Annotated in this window: 5 protein-coding genes; all 5 read left to right on the top strand. The window is 74.1% G+C overall.

Annotated features, from left to right (window positions below):
- Nucleotides 1-40 precede the first annotated feature (40 nt).
- From ACZ61C_RS34845 to ACZ61C_RS34825, 5 genes are read left to right on the top strand one after another with little or no spacing between them, the layout of a single operon-like run.
- A complete protein-coding gene (locus tag ACZ61C_RS34845; protein ID WP_465312351.1) occupies nucleotides 41-10,945 on the top strand; it encodes an SDR family NAD(P)-dependent oxidoreductase in 10,905 nt (3,634 codons plus the stop codon).
- 32 nt (nucleotides 10,946-10,977) lie between these two features.
- Entirely contained in the window at nucleotides 10,978-19,782 is an 8,805-nt protein-coding gene (locus ACZ61C_RS34840; RefSeq protein ID WP_465312144.1) for a type I polyketide synthase, read from the top strand.
- 3 nt (nucleotides 19,783-19,785) lie between these two features.
- Entirely contained in the window at nucleotides 19,786-22,743 is a 2,958-nt protein-coding gene (locus ACZ61C_RS34835) for a type I polyketide synthase (protein WP_465312143.1), read from the top strand.
- Nucleotides 22,740-23,597 (top strand): 3-hydroxyacyl-CoA dehydrogenase family protein, encoded by an 858-nt coding sequence (locus tag ACZ61C_RS34830; RefSeq protein ID WP_465312142.1) that lies wholly within the window; start codon nucleotides 22,740-22,742, stop codon nucleotides 23,595-23,597. The genes ACZ61C_RS34835 and ACZ61C_RS34830 overlap by 4 nt, the downstream gene beginning before the upstream one ends.
- A 41-nt stretch (nucleotides 23,598-23,638) precedes the next feature.
- Nucleotides 23,639-23,890 (top strand): acyl carrier protein, encoded by a 252-nt coding sequence (locus ACZ61C_RS34825; protein WP_465312141.1) that lies wholly within the window; start codon nucleotides 23,639-23,641, stop codon nucleotides 23,888-23,890.
- The last annotated feature ends 6 nt before the right edge of the window (nucleotides 23,891-23,896 follow it).

Below are 23,896 nucleotides of genomic sequence, written 5' to 3'. Positions count from 1 at the left end.
GCTGCAGGAGGCCGAGGACAGCGGTTCCGAGCCGCTGGCCGTGATCGGCATGGCCTGCCGGTACCCCGGTGGTGTCACCTCGCCCGAGGGACTGTGGAACCTGGTCGCCGAGGGCGGCGACGGCATCACGGCGTTCCCGGACAACCGCGGCTGGGACACCGAGGCGCTGTACCACCCGGACCCCGAGCACCGCGGGACCACCTACAGCAACCAGGGCGGGTTCCTGCACGACGCGGGTGAGTTCGACGCGGGCTTCTTCGGCATCTCGCCGCGGGAGGCCCTGGCGATGGACCCGCAGCAGCGGCTGCTGCTGGAGGTCACCTGGGAGGCGCTGGAGCGGGCGGGCCTGGACACGGTGTCGCTGAAGGGCAGCGGCACCGGGGTGTTCGCCGGCGCGATGCGCAGCGAGTACGTGTCCGGGTTCGACGGGGTGTCCGAAGAGGTCGAAGGCTTCCTCGGCACCGGGTCGTCCAACAGCGTGCTGTCCGGCCGGATCTCCTACACCCTCGGCCTGGAGGGCCCGGCCGTCACGATCGACACGGCGTGCTCGTCTTCGCTGGTCGCGGTGCACCTCGCCGCGCACGCGCTGCGGTCGGGGGAGTGCTCGCTCGCCCTCGCCGGCGGTGTCACGGTGATGGCGACGCCGGAGACGTTCGTCGAGTTCTCCCGCCAGCGCGGCATGGCCCCGGACGGCCGGTGCAAGGCCTTCGCCGAGGGCTCCGACGGCACCGGCTGGTCCGAGGGCGCGGGCATGCTCCTGCTCGAGCGGCTGTCCGACGCCAAGCGCAACGGCCACCGCATCCTCGCGGTGATCCGTGGTTCCGCGGTCAACCAGGACGGCGCGTCCAACGGCCTCACCGCGCCCAACGGGCCGTCGCAGCAGCGGGTCATCCGCGCCGCGCTGGCCAACGCCAAGCTCACCGCCGCGGACGTCGACGCCGTCGAAGCCCACGGCACCGGCACCACCCTGGGCGACCCGATCGAGGCCCAGGCCCTGCTGGCCACCTACGGCCAGGAGCGCGAAGAGCCGCTGTGGCTGGGCTCGATCAAGTCGAACATCGGCCACAGCCAGGCCGCGGCCGGGGCGGCCGGGCTCATCAAGATGATCGAGGCGATGCGCCACGGTGTGCTGCCCGCGACGCTGCACGTCGACGAGCCGACCTCGCACGTCGACTGGTCCGCCGGTGCGGTGCGGCTGGTCACCGAACGGCGGGAGTGGCCTGCCGTCGAACGGCCGCGCCGCGCGGGTGTCTCGTCCTTCGGCATGAGCGGTACCAACGCGCACGTCGTCCTGGAGCAGGCTCCCCCGTCCGAAGAGTCCGAAGAGGACCGGACGCCGCCCGCCGTCCAGCCGTGGCTGCTCTCGGCTCGCGGTCCGGCGGCGCTGCAAGGTGCGGCTCGGTCCCTGCTGTCCACTGTGGACGACGTCGACCCGCTCGACCTCGGCTGGTCGCTGGCCACCACACGCACTGCGCTGGAGACGCGGGCCGCCGTCGTCGGCCGCACGGCGGAAGACCTCAAGGCCGGGCTGATCGCGCTCGCGAACGGCGAGCCCGCGCCCGGTGTGGTCACCGGCGAGCCGCTGCACGGGCGCACCGCGTTCCTGTTCTCCGGCATGGGCGCCCAGCGCTGTGGCATGGGCCGCGAGCTGTACGACACGTTCCCCGCGTACCGGACGGCGTTCGACGAGGCCTGCGCGGCTTTGGACGCCCACCTCGACCGCCCGCTGGCGGACATCGTCTTCGGGGACGACCAGTCGCTGCTCGACCGGATGACCTACGCGCAGCCCGCGATGTTCGCTCTGCAGGTCGCGCTGTTCCGGCTGTACGAGTCCTGGGGCGCGCGCCCGGACTACGTCGTCGGCCACTCCGCCGGTGAGCTGGGCGCCGCGCACGTCGCCGGCGTCTGGAACCTCGCCGACGCCGCCCGGATGATCACCGCCCGCGGCCGCCTGATGGAGGCGCAGCCGCCCGGTGGCGCGATGATCGGCATCCAGGCCACCGAGGAGGAGGTCGCGGCCGAGCTGACCGACGGCCTCGCCATCGGCGCCCTCAACGCGCCCGACTCGATCGTCATCTCCGGTGAGGAAGCCGTCGCCGAGGCCCTGTCCGCGAAGTTCGCCGAGCGCGGCCGCAAGACCAAGCGGCTCAACATCTCCCACGCGTCGCACTCGGCGCGGATGGACGGCATGCTCGCCGAGTTCGGCGCCATCGCCGAGGAGATGACCTACCACCCGCCGACGATCCCGGTCGTGTCCAATGTGACCGGTCGGCTGGCCGGGCCGGACGAGGTTACCGTCCCCGGGTACTGGCCGCGGCACGTCCGGCAGCCGGTCCGGTTCGCCGACGGCGTCCAGTTCCTGCGCGGCGAGGGCGTTTCCCGGTTCGTCGAGATCGGCCCGGACTCGGTGCTGGCCGGGATGGCCGCCCGGACGCTGCCCGCCGAGGGTGTGCTGACCGTCCCGGTGCTGCGGCGCGATCGCGACGAGGCACTGACCGCGATGTCCGTATTGGCCGAGCTGCACGTCCGCGGCGCCCGCGTCGACTGGACGGCCTTCTACGCCGGGACCGGCGCCCGCACGATCGACCTGCCCACCTACGCCTTCCAGCGTGACACCTACTGGCTGCGCGGCAACCGCAGCGCGGGCGACCCGAGCGGACTGGGCCTGGCCGACGCCGGGCACCCGCTGCTCGGCGCGTCCGTGACGCTGGCCGACGGCGCCGGGGTCGTGCTGACCGGCCGGATCTCGCCGTCCACCCACCCGTGGCTGACCGACCACGCCGTCGGCGGCACGGTGGTCGTGCCCGGCACCGCGCTGGTCGAGCTGGCCCTGCGCGCGGGGGACGAAGCCGGGTGCGCCCACCTGGAAGAGCTGACCCTGCGCGAGCCGATGGTCCTGGCCGGAGCCCTCGACGTCCAGGTCGCCGTCGCCGGGCCGGACGAGAGCGGCCGCCGCGCCGTCGCCGTCTACTCCCGCGCCGGCGAGGGATCCTGGACCCTGCACGGCACCGGCACCCTCGCCCCGACGGCCCCGGCCGCCGGGTTCGACCTGACCGCGTGGCCGCCGCGGGACGCGACCCCGGTCGACCTCACCGACGTCTACCCGGCCTTCGCCGCCGCGGGCATGGAGTACGGCCCGACCTTCCGCGGCCTCACGCACGCCTGGCGCCTCGGCGACGAGATCTTCGCCGAGACCACGCTGCCGGAGGACGCGGGCAAGGCCGACGTCGAGCGCTTCGGCCTGCACCCCGCCCTGCTGGACGCGGGCCTGCACGCGATCGGCCTGCTCACCGGCGAGGGCGGCGGCGCGCAGCTGCCGTTCCTCTGGCAGGACGTCGCCCTGCACGCGACCGGCGCGTCCCAGCTGCGGCTGCGCATCACGCGGGACGCGTCCGGCGCGGTCACCCTGCGCGCGGCCGACGGCACCGGCTCGCCGGTCGCCACGGTCGGCTCGCTGACCCTGCGCGAGCTCACCGCCGGCCCGCTCACCGCGTCGACGCCGGGCCTGGACGCGCTGTGGCGCCTCGACTGGACGCCGCTGCCGACGCCCGCCGAGCCCGAGCCGGTCGGCTGGTCCTTCCACGGCCGCCTCGGCGGCGGGGACGTGCCGCCGGTGGTCGTCCTGCCGGTGCTCACCGACCCGGACGACGCCGCCGAGAGCGCCCGGCTCGCCACCCGCGAGGTCCTGGCCGTCCTGCAGCAGTGGTCGACCGACGACCGCTTCGCCGACGCCAAGCTGGTCATCGTCACCGCCGACGCCACCACCGGCCGGGTCGACCCGGCCGCCGCCGCGGTCTGGGGCCTGGGCCGGTCCGCGCAGAGCGAGCTGCCCGGCCGCGTGCTCCTCATCGACACCGAGACCGGCGATCTCTCCGACTCCGAGGTCGCCGCGGCCATCGCCACCGGCGAACCGCAGCTGACCCTGCGCGACGGCGTCTTCTCCGCGCTGCGCCTCGGCCCGCTGCCGGGCACGGACGAGCTGGTCCCGCCCGCCGAACCCGCGTGGCGGCTCGGCATGGCCGGGCGCGGCACCTTGGAGGAGCTGCGGCTGGAGCCGTGCCCGCAGGCCCTGGAACCCCTGGCGCCCGGCAACATCCGCGTTGCCGTCGGGGCCGCGGGCCTGAACTTCCGTGACGCGCTCAACGTGCTCGGCATGTTCGACGGCGAGCCCGGCCCGCTCGGCAACGAGGTGGCCGGCGTGGTCCTCGAGGTCGGGTCCGAAGTGGACGATCTCGCCCCCGGCGACCGCGTCATGGGGGTCGCCATCGGTGGCATCGGCACGATCACCACCGCCCAGCGGTCGATGTGTGCGCGGATCCCCGGCAGCTGGACCGACGAAGAAGCCGCGTCCGTGCCGCTCGTGTTCCTCACCGCCTACTTCGGGCTGAAGGAGCTGGCCGGGCTGCAGTCGGGCGAGAGCGTGCTGATCCACGCCGGCGCCGGTGGTGTCGGCATGGCGGCCATCCAGATCGCGCGTCACCTCGGCGCCGAGGTCTACAGCACCGCGAGCCCCGCCAAGCAGCACATCCTGCGCGAGGCCGGGCTCGACGACGCCCACATCGCCAACTCACGCACCCTCGACTTCGAGCAGCAGTTCCTCGCGACCAGCGAAGGCCGCGGTGTCGACGTTGTGCTCGACGCGCTCACGGGCGACTTCGTCGACGCGTCCATGCGGCTGCTGCCGCGCGGCGGCCGGTTCCTCGAGATGGGCAAGGCGGGCCTGCGCGACCCCGAAGAGGTCGCGGCGGTGTATAACGACGTTCACTACCGGCCTTACGACCTCATCGAAGCCGGGCCGGAGCAGTTCTCCCGCATGTGGACCGAGGTCCTCGAGCTGTTCGCGGCGGGCACGTTCGAGCCGCTGCCGCGTCGCGTCTGGGACGTCCGGCGCGCGCCCGAGGCGTTCCGGCTGCTGAGCCAGGCCAAGCACATCGGCAAGCTGGTGCTGACCATCCCGAAGCGTCCCGACGGGACAGTCCTCATCACCGGCGGCACCGGTGGCCTCGGCGCGATGCTGTCGCGGCACCTGATCACCGAGCACGGCATCCGCGACCTCGTGCTGACCAGCCGTCGCGGCCCGGACGCCCCGGGCGCGGCCGAGCTGGCCGAGGAGCTGACCGGGCTCGGCGGGAACGTCACCGTCACCGCGTGCGACAGCTCCGACCGCGACGCCGTCGCCACGCTGCTAGCCGGGATCCCGAACCTGACCGGCGTGATCCACGCGGCCGGCGTCCTCGACGACGGCCCGATCGACACCCTGACCCCCGAGCGTCTCGACCGGGTCCTGTACCCGAAGGCCGACGCCGCCTGGCACCTGCACGAGCTGACCGCGGACCTGCCGCTGCGCTGGTTCGCCACGTTCTCCTCGGCCGCCGGGGTGCTCGGCAACCCGGGCCAGGGCAACTACGCCGCCGCCAACGCCTTCCTCGACGGGCTGGCCGCGCGCCGCCGCGCCGAGGGCAAGGCCGCGCAGTCCGTCGCGTGGGGCCTGTGGTCCGGCGGCATGCGCGGCGAGCTGGGTGACGCGGGCGAGGAACGCATGCGCCGCAGCGGGTTCCCGCCGATCGCGCCCGAAGAGGGCATGGCGATGTTCGACCGCGCGGTCTCCGTCGACCACGCCGTCCTGCTCGGCCTGAAGCTCGACCGCGCCACCGTGCGCGGCAGCGACGCGCCGATCTCGCCGCTCATCCGGTCGCTGGTCGGCGGGTCCACCCGCGGCAAGGCCAAGACGGCCACCGCCGAGCAGGCGGGCGAGCTGCGCCGCAAGCTCACCGGCCTGCCCGGCGCGGAGCAGGACGAACTGCTGCTGGACCTGGTGCGCCGCGAAGTCGCGCAGGTCCTCGGCCACGCGGACGCGGCCGGCATCGCCGCGACCCGCGCGTTCAACGAAATCGGGTTCGACTCGCTCACCGCGGTCGAGCTCCGCAACCGCCTCGGCGCCGCGACCGGCCTCCGGCTGCCCGCGACGCTCGTCTTCGACCACCCGACGCCCGCCGCGCTGGGCACGTTCCTGCGCGCCGAGCTGATCGGGACCGAGGAGCCGGCCCCGGCCGTGGTCGCCCCCAGCGCGGCCGGCGCCGGCTCCTCCCCGGACGACCCGATCGTCATCGTCGGCATGGGCTGCCGCTACCCGGGCGGCGTCACCTCGCCGAGCGAGCTGTGGCAGCTCGTGGCGGAAGCCCGTGACGGCGTCGGCGACTTCCCGACCGACCGAGACTGGCCCCTCGACTCCCTGTTCCACCCGGACCCCGACCACCGCGGCACGACGTACGCCTCCGAAGGCGCGTTCCTCTACAACGCGGGCGACTTCGACCCCGAGTTCTTCGGCATCTCACCGCGCGAAGCCCTCGCGATGGACCCGCAGCAGCGCCAGGTCCTGGAGACGGCGTGGGAGGCCCTGGAGCGGGCGGGCATCGACCCGTCGTCGCTGCGCGGCACCAGCACCGGGGTGTTCGCCGGCGCGCTGTCCAACGACTACGTCTCGCGGCTGAGCGCCATCCCCGAGCAGGTCGAGGGCTTCCTCGGCACGGCGTCGTTCAGCAGTGTCATCTCCGGGCGTGTCGCCTACGCGCTCGGCCTCGAAGGCCCCGCGGTGTCGGTGGACACGGCGTGCTCGTCGTCGCTGGTCGCCGTGCACCTCGCGGCCCAGTCGCTGCGGTCGGGGGAGTGCACGCTCGCCCTGGCCGGTGGTGTCAACGTGATGGCGTCGCCGGACATGTTCGTCGAGTTCTCCCGCCAGCGCGGCCTCGCGCCGGACGGCCGCTGCAAGCCGTTCGCGGCCGCGGCCGACGGCACGAACTGGGCCGAAGGTGTCGGCATCCTCGTGCTGGAAAGGCTTTCCGACGCCCGCCGGCACGGCCACCACGTCCTGGCCGTCGTCGCCGGATCCGCGGTCAACCAGGACGGCGCGTCCAACGGCCTGACCGCCCCCAACGGCCCGTCGCAGCAGCGTGTCATCCGTGCGGCGCTCGCCAATGCCGGGGTCGAGGCGTCCACTGTGGACGTCGTCGAGGCGCACGGCACCGGGACGCCGCTGGGCGACCCGATCGAGGCCCAGGCCCTGCTGGCCACCTACGGCCAGGGCCGTGAGCGGCCGCTGCTGCTCGGCTCGGTGAAGTCCAACATCGGGCACACGCAGGCCGCGGCGGGTGTTGCCGGGATCATCAAGATGGTCGAGGCCATGCGCCAGGGTGTGGTCCCGGCGAGCCTGCACCTCGACGAGCCGACCCCGCACGTCGACTGGGAAGCCGGTGAGATCACGCTCCTCGGCACGCAGGAGGCGTGGCCGGAGACCGGCCGCCCACGTCGCGCCGGGGTGTCGTCGTTCGGCATCAGCGGCACCAACGCCCACGTCATCCTCGAGCAGGCGCCGGCCGCGGCCGAACCCGAGCCGACGCGGCCGCTGCCCGTGGCCGCGTACCCGATCTCGGGCCGCACCCCGGCTGCCCTCACCGCGCAGGCTTCGCGCCTGCTGTCCACTGTGGACGCCCCGGCGGACGTCGGCTTCTCACTGGCCACGACCCGCACGCACCACGCTCACCGCGCGGTGGTCGTCGGCGACCCGGCCGCCGGGCTGCAGGCGCTGGCCGCGGGCGGGACGTCGGCGCGCCTGGTGACCGGCGAGACCGCGCCGGGCCGCCTGGCCTTCCTTTTCACCGGCCAGGGCTCCCAGCGGGCCGGGATGGGCCGCGGCCTGTACGCCGCCTTCCCGGCGTTCGCGGCGGCCTACGACGAGATCGCCGAACTGCTCCCGGCCGTGCGCGACGTCGACGACGCCGTCGCGCTCGGCCGGACCGGGCTCGCCCAGCCCGCCATCTTCGCCCTCGAAGTCGCGCTGTTCCGGCTCTACGAGTCGTGGGGCGTGCGGCCCGCGTTTGTCGCCGGGCATTCGATCGGCGAGATCGCCGCGGCCCACGTCGCCGGGGTGCTGTCCCTGGCGGATGCGGCCAAGCTGATCGAGGCGCGCGGACGGCTGATGGAGGCGCTGCCCGAGGGCGGTGCGATGGTCGCGGTCCAGGCGTCCGAAGCCGAGGTCGCCGAGTTCGCCGACGTCAGCATCGCGGCGATCAACGGCCCGCAGGCGGTCGTGCTGTCCGGGGCCGAGGAGCCGGTGCTCGCCGCTGCAGCGGCCCTGGAAACCCAGGGCCGCAAGGTCAAGCGCCTCGACGTCTCGCACGCCTTCCACTCCGCGCTGATGGACCCGATGCTCGACGACTTCGCCGCTGTGGCCGGTGAGCTGACCTACGCCGCGCCGTCGATCCCGGTGGTGTCCTCGGGCACCGACCTGACCGACCCGGCTCAGTGGGTCCGGCACGTCCGCGAGCCGGTCCGGTTCGCCGACGCCGTCGCGACGCTGAAGGCCGAAGGTGTGACGACGTTCCTGGAGATCGGCCCGGACGCCGTGCTGTCGGCGATGGCGGCCGACGCGGGCACGGCGATTCCCGCCCTGCGTGCGGACCACGACGAGCCGACGGCAGCCGTCACGGCGTTGGCGCGGCTGCACGTCGTCGGCGTCGACGTCGACTGGACGGCGTTCTACGCCCCCGCCCGGCCCCAGGTGGTCGACCTGCCGACCTACGCCTTCCAGCACGAGCGGTTCTGGCTGCGCGAGCCCGCCGTGGCCCGCGCCGCCGGTGGCCTCGGCCACCCCGTGCTGGCGAGCGCGGTCACCGCGGCCGGGGACGGCTCGGTGCTGTGCACCGGCGTCCTGCCCGCCGAGCCGTCGGACACGCTGCTCGTCGAGCTGGCCATCCGCGCCGGCGACGAGGTCGGCGCGGGCACCATCGCCGAGCTGACCGTCGAGGGGCCGCTGGCCGGGGACCGCGAGGTCCAGGTCGCCGTCGGACCGGAAGCCGGCGGACGTCGCCCGGTCTCGATCCACACCCGTGGTGGCCAGGACTGGCAGCGGCACGCCACCGGCTTCCTGGTCGGCACGCCCGCCCCGGCGCCGGTCGTCGACGGCCCGCTCACCGAGCTGACCGTGCCCGGCGCGTCCGACGACACCGCCCAGCTCTACGGCCTCCACCCCGAGCTGCTGGACCTGCTGCTGGCCGAGCACGGCTGGCCCGCCGCCTGGCGGAACGTCACCCTGCACGCCACCGGCGCCACCACGGTCCGGGCTCGGGTGGAGAACGGCAAGCTGGCCGTCTTCGACGTCTCCGGCGAGCCGGTCCTGTCCGCCGAGATCACCTTCGGCGAACGCCCGGCCGTCACGGGCTCCGAGCAGGAGCACCTGCACCGGCCGGCCTGGACGCCGGTCGCGCTCGGCACCGCCGAGACGACGTGGACGCGTCGCGAAGACCTCGGTGACGAGGTCCCGGACGCGGTCGTGCTGGAAGTGTCCGAATCGGACGGTGACCTCGCCGGAGTGCTCGCTGCCGTGCAGGAGTGGCTCACCGAGCCGAAGTTCGCCGAAAGCCGTCTGGTCGTGCTGACCGCCGGGGCGACCGGGCTGTCCGAAGAGGACGGTGCCGACCCGGCCGCGGCGGCCGTCTGGGGTCTGATGCGCTCGGCGCAGTCGGAGCACCCGGACCGGTTCGTCCTGGTCGACGGCGACGGCGACACCGCGGCCCTGGGCCGCGCGCTCGCCACCGGCGAAGGCCAGCTGCTGCTGCGGGACGGCCAGGCGTACGTGCCGAAGCTGGCGACCGTCAGCGGTCCGGTCACCGAAGCGCCCGAGCTGGCCGGCGGCACCGTGCTGGTCACGGGTGGCACCGGCGGGCTCGGCGCCCACATCGCCCGGCACCTCGTGCGGAACCACGGCGTCACCGACCTGGTGCTCACCAGCCGTCGTGGGCTCGACGCGCCCGGCGCGGCCGAGCTGGCCGACGAACTCGGCGCCCGGGTCGTGGCCTGCGACGTCGCCGACCGCGGTGCCCTCGAGGCCCTGCTGGCCGGGATTCCGCGCCTGACCGGCGTGGTGCACGCGGCCGGTGTCCTCGACGACGGTCTCGTCGAGGCCCAGACGCCGGAGCGGCTCGACGGTGTCTTCGCGCCCAAGGCCGGGGCCGCCTGGCACCTGCACGAGCTGACCAAGGGCCACGAACTCGCCGCGTTTGTCCTGTTCTCCTCGGCCGCCGGGGTCCTCGGCAACGCGGGACAGGCCAACTACGCGGCGGCGAACGCGTTCCTCGACGGCCTGGCCGTGCACCGGCGGGCCCTCGGCCTGCCGGCCCGCTCGCTGGCCTGGGGCCGCTGGGCCGACGGCATGGGCGGCGCGCTCGACACCGCGGCCGCGCAACGCCTCAGCCGCACCGGTTTCCCCGCGCTGTCGCTCGACGAAGGCCTCGCGCTGTTCGACCGGGCGCTGACCACCGACGTCGCGGCGCAGGTGCCGGTGAAGCTGGACCGGGCCGCGCTCGCCGCGGCCGCCGGGGCCGGGCTGCTGCCGCCGGTGCTGCGGGACCTGGTGCCCGCGGTGCGGCGCCGGGCCGCGGCCGCCGACGCCGGGGAGCTGCGGCGCAAGCTGGCCGGCCAGGCCGGGTCCGAGCAGGAACGCACGCTGCTCGACCTGGTCCGCGGGCACGCCGCCACCGTGCTCGGGCACCCGACCCCGGCCGCGATCGCCCCGGCGCGCGGCTTCCTCGACCTGGGCTTCGACTCGCTGACCGCGGTCGAGTTCCGGGCCGCGCTGGCCGCCGCGACCGGGCTGAGCCTGCCCACGACCGTGGTCTTCGACTACCCGGCGCCCGACGCGCTGGCCAAGTACCTGCAGGCCGAGCTCGCCCCCGAGACCGGCCCCGCGGCCGCGGTGACCGAGCAGATCACCCGGCTCGAAGCCCTCCTCGACGGCGCCGACCCCGCCGACGCGGAGATCGACAACCGGCTGAAGCGGCTGGTGTCGGCGTGGGCGGCGAAGAAGCCCGCGCTCGCCACCGCCGACCTCGAAGCCGCGTCCCCGGACGACCTCCTCGCGCTGATCGACGACGAGTTCGGCCCGCGCTGACCCGCCCTCCAGCCCCTCGGGAGCCGTGACCCATGCCTTCGGAAGAGCAGTACGTCGACTACCTCAAGCGGATGGCGGCCGACCTGCGTGAGAGCCGCCGCGAGCTGGCGGACGCGCGGGAGAAGGAGACCGAGCCCGTCGCGATCGTCGCGATGAGCTGCCGGTTCCCCGGCGGGGTCCGCACCCCGGACCAGCTGTGGGACGTGGTCGACGGTGGTGTCGACGCGATCTCGCCGTGGCCGGCGGACCGCGGCTGGGAAACCGACGCGATCCACGACCTCGACGCGTCCAAGCCGGGCACCAGCTACGTCCGCGAGGGCGGGTTCCTGCACGACGCGGCCGAGTTCGACGCCGAGCTGTTCGGCATCTCGCCGCGTGAGGCGGAGGCGACCGACCCCCAGCAGCGGCTGCTGCTGGAGACGGCGTGGGAGGCGGTCGAGCGGGCCGGCATCAACCCTGCGTCGCTCAAGGGCAGCGCGACCGGCGTGTTCGCGGGCGTCGGCTTCACCGACTACGCGTCGCGGCTGACGGCGTTGCCGGAGGAGCACGAGGGGTATCTCGGCATCGGGACCTCGGGCTCGGTCGTCTCGGGGCGCGTGTCGTACGCGCTCGGCCTGGAGGGGCCGTCGGTGTCGATCGACACGGCGTGCTCGTCGTCCCTGGTCGCGCTGCACCTCGCGGCTCGCGCGCTGCGGTCGGGGGAGTGCACCCTGGCGCTGGCCGGTGGTGTCACGGTGATGGCGACGCCCGGGGCGTTTGTCGAGTTCTCGCGGCAGCGCGGCCTCGCGCCGGACGGCCGCTGCAAGCCGTTCGCGGCCGCGGCCGACGGCACGAACTGGGCCGAGGGCGCCGGGATGCTCGTCCTGGAACGGCTTTCCGACGCGCGTCGCCACGGCCACCCGGTGCTGGCGCTGGTCCGCGGCAGCGCGGTCAACTCCGACGGCGCGTCCAGTGGTCTCACCGCGCCGAACGGTCCCTCGCAGCAGCGGGTGATCCGGTCGGCGCTGGCGAACGCCGGACTGTCCACTTCGGACGTGGACATGGTCGAAGCGCACGGCACCGGCACCGCGCTTGGTGACCCGATCGAGGCGCAGGCCCTGCTCGCCACCTATGGGCGGGATCGTGAGACGCCGCTGTGGCTCGGCTCGGTGAAGTCCAACATCGGGCACACCCAGGCCGCGGCGGGCATCGCCGGGATCGTCAAGGTCGTCGAGGCCATGCGGCACGGCGTCCTGCCCGCGACGCTGCACGTCGACAAGCCGTCGCCGCACGTCGACTGGTCCGCCGGGGCGGTCGAAGTCCTGGCCTCGCGCCGGGAGTGGCCGGCGGCCGACCGGCCGCGCCGCGCCGGGGTGTCGTCGTTCGGGATCAGCGGGACCAACGCGCACGTGATCCTGGAGCAGCCGGTCGACGAGCCTGCTTCGGAGCGTGAGGTTGTTGCGCCGCCGGTGGTTCCGTATGTCCTTTCGGGAGCTTCTCCCGCGGCGGTGAAGGCGCAGGCTGCTGCTCTGCTGTCCACTGTGGATGAGACCGGTGCCGAGCCGGTCGACGTCGCGCTCTCGCTCGTCGCCGGCCGGGCCGCGCTGGAGCACCGGGCGGTGGTCACCGGCACGAACCGCGGCGAACTGGCGGCGGGCCTGCGAGCGCTGGCCGCCGGCGAGGCGGGGACCACGACCGGCAGCGACACCGGCGGCCGCCTGGCCGTCCTGTTCACCGGCCAGGGGGCGCAGCGGCTCGGCATGGGCCGCCGCCTCCACGAGGTCTTCCCGGTGTTCGCCTCGGCGTTCGACGAGGTCTGCGCGCACCTGCCCGGTGTCCGTGACGTCGTCTTCGGCGCCGACGCCGCCCGTCTCGACCGGACGGAGTTCGCGCAGCCCGCGCTGTTCGCGTTCGAGGTCGCGCTCTACCGGCTGGTGACGTCCTGGGGTGTCACGCCGGACTTCCTGGCCGGGCACTCGATCGGCGAGCTGGCCGCCGCGCACGTCGCCGGGGTGCTGTCCCTCGACGATGCGGCGAAGCTGGTGCTCGCCCGCGGCCGTCTCATGCAGGCGCTGCCCGAGGGCGGCGCGATGCTCGCCCTCGAAGCCACCGAGGACGAGGTCCGCCCGCACCTCTCCGGCGACGTCGCGCTCGCCGCCGTCAACGGCCCGCGTGCGGTGGTCCTGTCCGGGGCCGAAGCCGCGACCCTGGCTGTCGCCGAGAAGTTCCCCGGCCGCCGTTCGACGCGGCTCTCGGTGTCGCACGCGTTCCACTCGGCGCTGATGGAGCCGATGCTCGCCGAGTTCACCGCCCTCGCGCGGACGTTGACCTTCCACGAGCCGACGATCCCCGTCGTCTCGACGCTGACCGGCGAGCTCGCCGACCGGCTCACCGACCCGGCCTACTGGGCCGAGCACGTGCGCGGCACCGTCCGGTTCGCCGACGCCGTCGAGACCCTGCACGCCCAGGGCGCGACGACGTTCCTCGAGGTCGGCCCGGACGCCGCGCTCACCCCGATGGGCCGTTCGGTGCGGCCGGACGACGCCGTCTTCGCCGCGGCCCAGCGCAAGGACCGCGACCAGGCGCAGACCCTCGTCACCGCGCTCGGTCAGCTGCACGCCCACGGCGCGCGCGTCGACTGGGCCGCCTACCTCTCCGGCAGCGGCGCCCGTCGTGTCGACCTGCCGACGTACCCGTTCCAGCGCAAGCGCTTCTGGCTCGAAGACCCCGGTGCATCCACAGTGGCCGCCGAGGACGGCCGGTTCTGGTCGGTCGTCGAGAGCGGTGACCTGGGCGAGTTCGCCGCCGAGCTGAAGCTGTCCGATGTGGACGCTCCACTCGGGACGGTCCTGCCCGCGCTGACCCGCTACCGCCGCGCCCGCTCGCTGTCCGCCGAGGCCGACGCGCTGGCCTACCACGTGCGCTGGCAGCCGTTCACACCTGTGGCGTCGGCTGCGCCGGGCCGCTGGCTGCTCGTCACGGCCCCCGGCGAGCACCCCTGGATCGACGCGGCCGCCGACGCCCTGGGCGACGTCGAGCGCCTGGTCCTCGAGCGCCCCGGCCACGTCGAGCTGCCCGACGAGCACTTCGACGGCATTCTCTCCCTGCTGGCCCTCGACGAGACCGAGACCGACGGCCTGTCTTTCGGCGCCGAGGCCACGATGACCCTGGTCCAGGCGCTGGCGGCGTGTGACCCGCAGGGTCCGTTGTGGACGCTGACCCGCGGCGCCGTTTCGACCGGCCCGGACGACGCGCCCGACGCGCCGGCCCAGGCCCAGCTGTGGGGCTTCGGCCGCGCCGCCGCCCTGGAGAACCCGCAGGGCTGGGGTGGCCTGGTCGACGTCCCGGCCGAGCCGGGGGAGCGGGCCGTCACCCTGCTGCGCGATGTCATCACCGGCCCGCGGGGGGAGGACCAGGTCGCCGTCCGCGCGTCCGGCGCCTTCGGCCGTCGTCTTGCGCACGCCGAGGTCAGCGAGCCGAAGCGCTCGTGGCAGCCGCGTGGCACTGTGCTCGTCACCGGCGGTACCGGTGGCCTGGGCGGGGTGGTCACGCGCTGGCTGCTCGACCACGGCGCCGAGCACGTGGTTCTCGTGTCCCGCCAAGGTCTGGACGCGGCGGGCGCGAAGGAGCTCGCCGGGGACCGCGTGACGATCGCCGCCTGCGACGTCGCCGACCGCGACGCCCTGGCCGCCGTGATCGAGCCGATCCGCGACGAGCTGCGCGCGGTGTTCCACCTCGCCGGTGTCCTCGAACTGGGCCTGGTCGAGTCGATGGACCGTGAGCGCTACGCGAACGTCCTGCGCCCGAAGGTCGCCGGGACGCGCAACCTCGAAGAGCTGACCGAAGGCCTCGACCTGGACGCGTTTGTGCTGTTCTCGTCGATCGCCGCGTCCATCGGCAACGCCGTCCAGAGTGCTTACGGCGCCGCGAACGCGCACCTCGAAGCCGTCGCCCAGCGGCGGCGGGCGCAGGGGCTGCCCGCGACGTCGATCGCGTGGGGACGCTGGGGTCAGGTCGGGATGGGGGTCGGCGCGGACCTCGACGAGCTGCTGAGCGGTCTGGGTGTCCCGGCGATGGCGCCGGAGACCGGGCTGGTCGCGCTCGGGCACGCGCTGGATCGCGACGAGACCGCGTTGACTGTCGCCGAGCTGACCTGGGAGAAGTTCGCGCCGCCGTTCGCCGCGCTGCGGCCGAGCCCGCTGCTGGCCGACCTGCCCGAGGTCGTCGCGATCGCCGAGGCCGAAGCGGCTCGCGCCGAGGAAGGCGCGGAGGCCGCGGAAGCATGGCGGACCCGGCTGGCGGGCTTGCCCGAGGCCGAACGCGAGCGTGTCGTCACCGAGCTGGTCCAGACGCACACGGCGGCCGTGCTCGGGCACACCGACGGCGTTCCGGCCGGGCAGCAGTTCACCAAGCTCGGCATCGACTCGCTGACCGCGATCGAGCTGCGCGGCCGGATCAACACCGAGACCGGGCTGGGCCTGCCGCCCACGATGGTGTTCGACTACGCCACCCCGGCAGCGCTCGCCGCGCACCTGCTGGCTTCGCTCGCGCCCGGCGCCCGGGACGACCGGCCGGTCGTGACCGGCAAGACCGCCGCCGCGGGGCAGGACGTCGCCGTCGTCGGGCTGTCGTGCCGGTTCGCCGGCGGCAGTGACACACCCGAGCAGTTCTGGACGAACCTCGTCGAGGGCAAGGACCTGGTGCGCGAGGTGCCGCCGGACCGCTGGACGGCCGCCGACTACTACGACCCCGACCGCACCGCGCCGGGCAAGGCGTACACACAGCAGGGCGCGTTCGTCTCCGACCTCGCCGGCTGGGACGCCGGGTTCTTCGGCCTCTCGCCGCAGGAGGCGCGGCGGCTCGACCCCTCGTTCCGGCTGCTCATGGAGCTGGTCTGGGAAGGCCTGGAGGACGCCGGCCTGACCGCCGAGGAGCTGCGCGGCAGCCGCACCGGCGTGTTCGCCGGGCTGATCGACACGATGCAGTACAGCATGCGGCAGCTGGAGGCCGACGGCATCGACGCGGCCGACGACCCGTACTTCGGTCTCGGCAGCTCGCTGTCCGCGGCGGCCGGGCGGATCGCGCACCTGCTGGACCTGCGCGGCCCGTGCCTGACGGTCGACACGGCGTGCTCGTCGGCGCTGAGCGCGGCGCACCTGGCCGTGCAGAGCCTGCGGCGGGGCGAGTGCGACATCGCGATCGTCGGCGCGACGTCCGCGATGATCAACCCGGACGTGTTCATCCAGTCCTGCAAGATGAGCATGCTCGCGGCGGACGGCCGCACGAAGACGTTCGACGAGACCGCCGACGGTTACGTCATCGGCGAAGGCGGCGGCGTCGTGGTGCTGCGCCGCGCGGCCGACATCAACCCGGGCGGCCGGGCCCGCGCGATCATCCGCGGCTCGGCGACCAACCAGGACGGCCGCAGCAACGGCCTCACCGCCCCCAACCGCGCGGCCCAGAACGCGGTCATCCGCGCGGCGCTGGCCGACGCCGGGGTGACGCCGGACGAGATCGGGTTCGTCGAGGCGCACGGGTCCGGCACGCAGCTGGGTGACGCGATCGAGTTCACGGCGTTGAAGGAGATCTTCGCCGAGCGGTCGGCTCCGGAGCCGTTGTTCGTGGGCGCGGTGAAGTCCAACGTCGGGCACACCCTCGCCGCGGCGGGGATGGCGGGCCTGATCAAGACCGTGCTGTCGCTGGAGAACGCGACCCTGCCCGGGAACCTGCACATGAGCACGCCCAACTCCGTGGTGACGGTGGACGGGCCGGTGCGTCCGGTGCCGGGTTCTCGCCCCTTCCCGGCGAATTCTGCCGGGGTGCTGCGGGCCGGGGTGAGCTCGTTCGGCTGGTCGGGATCGAATGTCCACTTCGTCCTCGACGCGGCCGCGCCCGCTCCGGCGCCGGTGCCCGGTCCGGAGTGGCAGCTGCTGACCGTGTCCGGGCAGGGAGAGGCCGGGCTGCGCGCGAACGCTTCGGCGTTGGCGGACCACCTTTCCGAGCACCCGGAGCTCGAGCTGGCCGACGTCGCCTTCACGACGCAGGCCGGGCGCAGTGCGTTGCCGCTGCGAAAGGCGGTCCTGGTGCGTGACACCACCGACGCGATCACCGCGCTGCGCGAGGTGAACGGCGGCTCGGCGGTGACGGACCGACGCCGGTTCGGGCTGCTGCTGCCCGGGACGCACGGAACGTGGTCGGACGAGCTGTACCGCACGGAACCGGCCTTCCAGGCGGCGATCGACGAGGTCGCGTCCCTGACGGACCTGTCCGCGGACGAGCGGGCCGGTACCTTCGCGGCCGAGTACGCCCTGACCCGGCTGCTCGCGGCCTGGGGCCTCGAACCCGCCGTCATCCTGGGCCGCGGCACCGGCGAGCACGTCGCCGCCGTCGCCGGCGGGCTCTTCACCCTCGCCGAAGGCGTCGAACTCACCCTCGGCGGTCCTGGCCCCAAGCGCCCCAATGTGGCCTTCGGTGCGTTAGACGCACCCAATGTGGCCTTCGGTGCGTTAGACGCACCCAAGGCGGCCTTCGGTGCGTCTGACGCACCCAAGGCCACATTGGGGCGCATTCCCGTCATCTCCCCGCGGACCGGGGAGCTCCTCACCGCGGCCGAAGCCGCTGATCCGGCCCACTGGCGCATCTCCGACGACCGCTTCGAGGACGGCCTGCTCGCCCTCGCCCGCTACGCCGAGGTCCTCGTCGAAGCCGGGCTCGGCGACGCCGGGGCCGAGGCCGCCGGTCGCTACCTCTCCCAGACGCCCGCCGTCTCGCTGCAACCCGAGCCCGGCCGCGAAGCCTGGCTCGCCGCGCTCGGCGCTCTCTGGGAGCACGGCGTCCCCATCACCTGGCCGAACACGGACCGCCGGCTGGTCCGCCTGCCGGCCTACCGTTTCCAGCGCATCCGCTACTGGCCCGAAGTCTCCTCGCGCGGCAGCGGCTGGTCCATGACCCAGATGACCGCGGGCCAGGCCACCGCCGAACCCGCCGCCCCGGTCAAGGACGGCCTCGCCGCCCACACCCCGACCTGGCGCCGCGACAGCACCCGCCGCGGCCCCGCCACCCCGGGGGAGATCATCCTGTTCGGCACCCTCGACGGCTTCGAGGCCGCCGCCGAAGCCGCCGGGCACCACGTCACCCGGGCCGGGATCGAGCCGTCCGATGTGGACGGTTACCGCCGGGTGCTCGCCCAGGCGAAGGGCGACGGGCCGCTGCGGATCGTGCACGCGCACGGCCTCACCGGCACCGACCTCGAGGCCGGCTTCTACAGCCTGATGTGGCTCGGCAAGGCCATCGGCGCCGAGACCAGCGGCCGCCGTGTCGAGCTGCTCTCCCTCGGCCGGGGCGGGTACGACGTGCTCGGCGGGGACGCCACCGACCCGTTCGCGCCGACCATCGCCGCCATGACCGACGCCATCGCCGCCGAATACCCCCTGGTCCGCGCCCAGTACGCGGACCTCGACGGCGACGTCGCGACGCAGGCGCTGCACGAACTCGACCTGCTCGCTGCGTCCACAGTGGACACCGTGGACGGTGTCGCGGTCGCCGCCTGGCGCCGCGGGCGGCGGTGGGTGCGCGACTACGACGTCGTCCAGCTGCCCGAGGTCGACGACGCGAGCGCGTGGAAACCCGGCGGCACCTACCTCGTCACCGGCGGCCTCGGTGTCCTCGGCCTCGCGCTGGCCCGGCGGCTCGCGCCGCTGGGCGTCAACCTGGCGCTGGCCGGCCGCACCGCGCTGCCGCCCGAGGACACCTGGGACGACTGGATCCGCGAGCACGGCGTCGACGACCGCACGAGCACCGTGCTGCTGGCCGTCCGCGACCTGCGGGCCCTCGGCGCCGACGTGCTCACCGTCAAGGCCGACGTCAGCGTCCCCGGCGAGGCCGCCGCGCTGCTGGCCGAGGTCCGCGGCTACTTCGGCGGCCTGGACGGCGTGATCCACGCGGCGGGCATCGCCGGCGGTGGCCTGCTGCAGAACAAGACCCGCGAGCAGGCGGCCGCCGTCCTCGCCCCGAAGATCGACGGCACCCTCGCCCTCGCCGAAGCGCTGCGCGTCGACCCGGTCGAGCTGCTGGTCCTGTACTCCTCGACGGTCACCCTGACCGTCGGGGTCGGCGAGACGGACTACTCCGCGGCCAACGCCTTCCTCGACGGCTTCGCCGCCGTCGAGTCGGCTTCCGGCAAGGCGGCCGAGCGGGTCGTGTCGGTGGCGTGGGGCCCGTGGCAGCTGGACGCGTGGACCTCGGCCGGGCTGTCCGGCTCGGCGGAGGCGCAGGAAGGCTCCAAGCGGTTCCGCGAGGAGTTCGGCATCGGCGCCGAAGAAGGCACCGAACTGCTCTCGCGGATCGTCGCCTCCGGCGAGTCCCAGGTGACGGTGCTGCCGCTGCCGCTGACCGACGTCCTCGCCGCCCTGGCCCGGATGGGCTCGGTCGACGCGCTGGTCGGCGCCGACGCCGCGGTCCCCTCCGGCGAGCGCTACCCGCGCCCCGACCTGCGCACCGCGCTGGTCGCGCCGCGCACACCCGCCGAGGAACGCGTCGCCGCCGCGTGGTGCGACTGCCTCGGCCTGGAAGAGGTCGGCGTGCACGACCCGTTCTTCGACCTCGGCGGCACGTCGCTGATCGGCCTGGTGCTGATCGGCCGTGTCGCCAAGGAGTTCGGCGTCGAGCTCGCCCCGGCCAGCCTGTTCGAGAAACCGACCATCGCGGAGTTCGTCACGCTGCTCGGCGAGCCGGACGCGGCCCCCGCGGCCGGGGCCGCCGCGCCCGCCGAAGCCGCCGAAGACGTCGCCGCGCGCGGTGAGCGCCGCCGCGCCCGCGCCGCGAACCTCCGCAAACGCCCGAGCCGGACCGGAAGGTAGACCATGACCACGCAACCCAGGGACACCGGCGACGACATCGCGATCGTCGGCATGGCCGGGAACTTCCCCGGCGCGCCCGACATCGGCAAGTTCTGGGCCGACCTGTGCGCCGGCCGCGACGGCATCACCCGGATGACCCGCGACGAGCTGCTCGCCGCCGGGGTCGCGCCCGAGGTCGCCGACGACCCGGCGTTCGTGCCCGCGGCCGGGCTGCTGCCGGACATCGACCGCTTCGACGCCGACTTCTTCGGCTACAGCCGCGCGGACGCCGAGCTGCTCGACCCGCAGCACCGCCTGTTCCTCGAGTGCTCCTGGCACGCGCTGGAGGACGCGGGGGTCGACCCGGACAAGATCGAGGGCCTGGCTGGCGTGTTCGCCGGCGGTGCGCCCAGCACGTACCTGATGTCCAACCTGCTGCAGAACGACGTCACGGCGCTGACCGTCGGGCCGGACCAGCTGATCCTGCAGAACGAGAAGGACCTGCTGGCGTCGCGGCTGTCGTTCGCGCTCGACCTGACCGGGCCGTCGGTGAGCGTGCAGAGCTGCAGCTCGACCGCGCTCGCCGCGGTCGCCCAGGCCTGCTCCAGCCTGCTGACCGGCGAGTCCGACCTGGTCGTGGCGGGCGCCGTGTCGGTCGTCGTGCCGCAGGACCCCGGCTACCTCTACCGCGAGGGCAGCCGGTTCGCCCCCGACGGGATCAACCGCATCCTCGACGCCGGCGCCAACGGCAAGGTGCCGGGCAACGGCCTCGGCGTCGTCGTCATGCGGCGCCTCGAAGACGCGCAGGCCGACGGTGACCGCGTGTACGCCGTCGTCCGCGGCTGGGCTATCCACCACGAAGGCAACCGCGCGCGCCAGGCGTTCAACCTGCCGGGCGTGCCGGGCCAGGCCGCCGTCGTCGCCGAGGCGATGGCCGCCGCCGACGTCGAGCCGGCCGAGATCGACCACGTCGAAGTGTCCACTTTGGGCACGCCGTTCGGGGACGTCGCGGAGATCTGCGCGCTGCAGAAGATCTTCGACGTCGAGGGCGTCGAGAAGGTCACCCTCGGCTCGATCGACGCGAACCTCGGGCACATCAACCAGGCCGGTGGCATCGCCCGGTTCATCAAGGCCGCCCTCGCGCTGCACCACGAGAAGCTGCCGCCCGCCGTCAACTTCAGCGCGCCCAACCCGCAGCTCGCGCAGAGCGGCGACAAGCTGGTCGTGCAGGCGGAGCCGGCGGACTGGCCGCGCGGCGAGCGGCCGCGCCTGGCCGGGGTGAGCGCCTACGGCTTCGGCGGCACCGACGCGCACGTCGTCATCGAGGAGGCCCCGGAAGACCACCCGCAGCGGCCGGCCCCGCGGCCGCACCACCTGCTCGTCTGGTCGGCGCGGACGGCCGAAGCCGCCGACGCGGCCACCGACCGGCTCGCCGCCCACCGTCCGGGGTGGACGGACCTCGCCGACGTCGCCTACACGCTGCAGGCCGGGCGCAAGGCGTTCGAGCACCGCCGGATGACCGTCGTCTCGTCCCTGGACGACGCCGCCGACGCGTTCACCGCCGAGAACCGGATCGTCGCCGAGGCCGACACGAAGCCACGGCGGACGGCCTTCCTGCTCGCCGGTGTCGGTGAGCAGTACCGCGGCATGGCGGGCGGCCTCTACGACAGCGAGCCGGAGTTCAAGGCCGCCGTCGACGAATGCGCCGCGCTGTTCAAGCAGCACCTCGGCAGCGACCCGACCGAAACCCTGCTGGGCGCCCGCGGCGGCGACGGCGGCGACCTCGCCCGGCTGCTCGGCCGCGCCACCGACACCGAGGAAGCGGGCCCGGCGGTCACGCAGCCCGCGGTCTTCACCCTCGGCTACGCGCTGGGCCGCCTGCTGCGCGCCTGGGGGGTCGAGCCGTCGGTGCTCGCCGGCTACAGCGTCGGCGAGTTCGCCGCCGCCGCGCTCTCGGGCGCGCTGAGCCTCGAGGAGGCGACCGCCCTGGTGGCGTTCCGCGCGCAGCTGGTCGAGAAGCTGCCGCCCGGCGCGATGGCCGCCGTCCCGGTCGGCGGCGACGAGCTCACCAGGCTGGTCGGCGACGTGACGGCGTTCGGCGTCGACGTCGCCGCGGTCAACGGGCCGCGCATGATCGTGGTCTCCGGCCCCGCCGAGGGCGTCGAGAAGCTGGCCGCCGCGCTCGCCGGGCACGGCGTCCCCGCGCGTCCGCTGCTGACGACCCACGCCTTCCACTCGCGCTCGCTGCGGCCGGCCGCCGCCGAGCTGACGGCCTGGGCCCGGCAGCACCTCACGCCGCGCGAGCCGGACGTCCCGTACCTGTCCAACGTCACCGGCGCGCCGATCACCGCGAAGCAGCTCAAGGACCCGGGCTACTGGGCCGAGCACATGTGCCGCCCGGTCCGGTTCGCCGCGATGATCGAGCATCTCGCCAGTGCCGCACCTGACACGGTGGTCCTGGAGCTGGGAGCCGGGCAGTCGCTGGGCTCGATGTTCCGCGGCCACCCGGACTTCCCGCAGGAGTCCTGGCCGCTGCTGGTGCCGACGTTGCCGGGCGAAGCCGATCCCCGCCCGGACACGGCGGTGCTCGCGGAGGCGCTCGGCCGGGCGTGGTTGTCCGGCGCGGACGTGGACTGGCGTGCCTGCCACGCCGGCCGCGAACCGCGCAAGACCACGCTGCCCGGTTACGCGTTCCACCGCGAGCGGTACTGGATCGAACCGACGACGACGCGGTCGGCGGCCGAGGTCGCCCTCGGCGCGCGGTCCGCGGAAACGACGGCGGAGCGGCCGGTCTACCTCGTCGAAGGCGAGCTCGACCGGACCGCCCGAGACCTCGCCACCCGGCTCGCCACCGAGCTGGGCGCCACGGTCCTGTTCGCCGGCGAACAGCCCGGGGGAGCCGACGCCGTGCGCGCGACGCACGGCCGGCTCGACGGTGTGCTGGACCTGACCACGAGCAACGCAGCCAAGGAGGAACGATGAGCCTCGTCGGAGTCGTCGGCGCCGGTGTGATGGGCACCGGGGTCGCGCAGAACCTCGCCACCAGCGGGCACGACGCCGTGCTCGTGGACGTCGACCCGGGCAAGCTGGCCGACGCCCGCGACCGGATCGAGCTCGAGTGCCGGATGAGCCGGATGCTCGGCGGCCCCGAGCTCGACGCCGAGGCCGTGCTCGGCCGGATCACCACCGGCACCGAGCTCGAGCTGCTCGCCGAGGCCGAGGTCGTGATCGAGAACATCACCGAGAACTGGGACCTGAAGTCCCGCCTCTACCCGAAGCTCGACGAGGCCTGCAAGGCCGACACCGTCTTCGTCGTCAACACCTCGGCCATCCCGATCACCAAGGTCGCCGCGCTCACCTCGCGCCCGGACAAGGTGATGGGCGTGCACTTCATGAACCCGGTGCCGATGAAGCCGGCATGCGAGTTCATCCCCGGTTACCACACCAGCGAGTCCACGAAGGACATCGTCCGGACGCTGCTGGAGTCGATGGGCAAGAAGCCGATCCCGGTCAACGACGCCTCGGGGTTCGTCTCCAACCGCGTGCTCATGCTCACCGTCAACGAGGCCGCTTTCCTGGTGCACGAAGGTGTTGCCGACGCGGCGACCGTCGACGAGGTGTTCCGCAGCTGCTTCGGCCACCCGATGGGCCCGCTGGAGACCGCGGACCTGATCGGCGTCGACACGATCCTCTACAGCGTCGAGGTGCTCTACGACGAGTTCAACGACGGCAAGTACCGCCCCTGCCCGCTGCTCAAGCAGATGACCGCGGCCGGGCTGCACGGCCGCAAGAGCGGCAAGGGCTTCTACTCCTACAGCGCGGCCGGCGCCGGCTGAGCCGCCGGCGCCCCCTTCCCCCAAACGAGAGAGGCTTTCCCATGTCGCAGGACGTCCGCGGCGAGATCCGCACCTTCATCGGGGCGAAGTTCCCCGGCCTGTCGTTCACCGACGAGCAGGACATCTTCGCCCTCGGCTTCGTGAACTCGCTCTTCGCGATGGAGCTCGTCATGTTCATCGAGAAGGCGTTCGCCACGCGGATCCCCAACGAGGAGCTGAAGCTGGACAACTTCCGCACCGTCGAGCGGATGACCGAGCTGGTGCAGCGGCGCACGGCCGCGGCCGCGTACTGACCGGGG

It is taken from the genome of Amycolatopsis sp. NPDC104587 (assembly GCF_055583645.1).
This window is presented reverse-complemented; position numbering and strand designations above follow the sequence as displayed.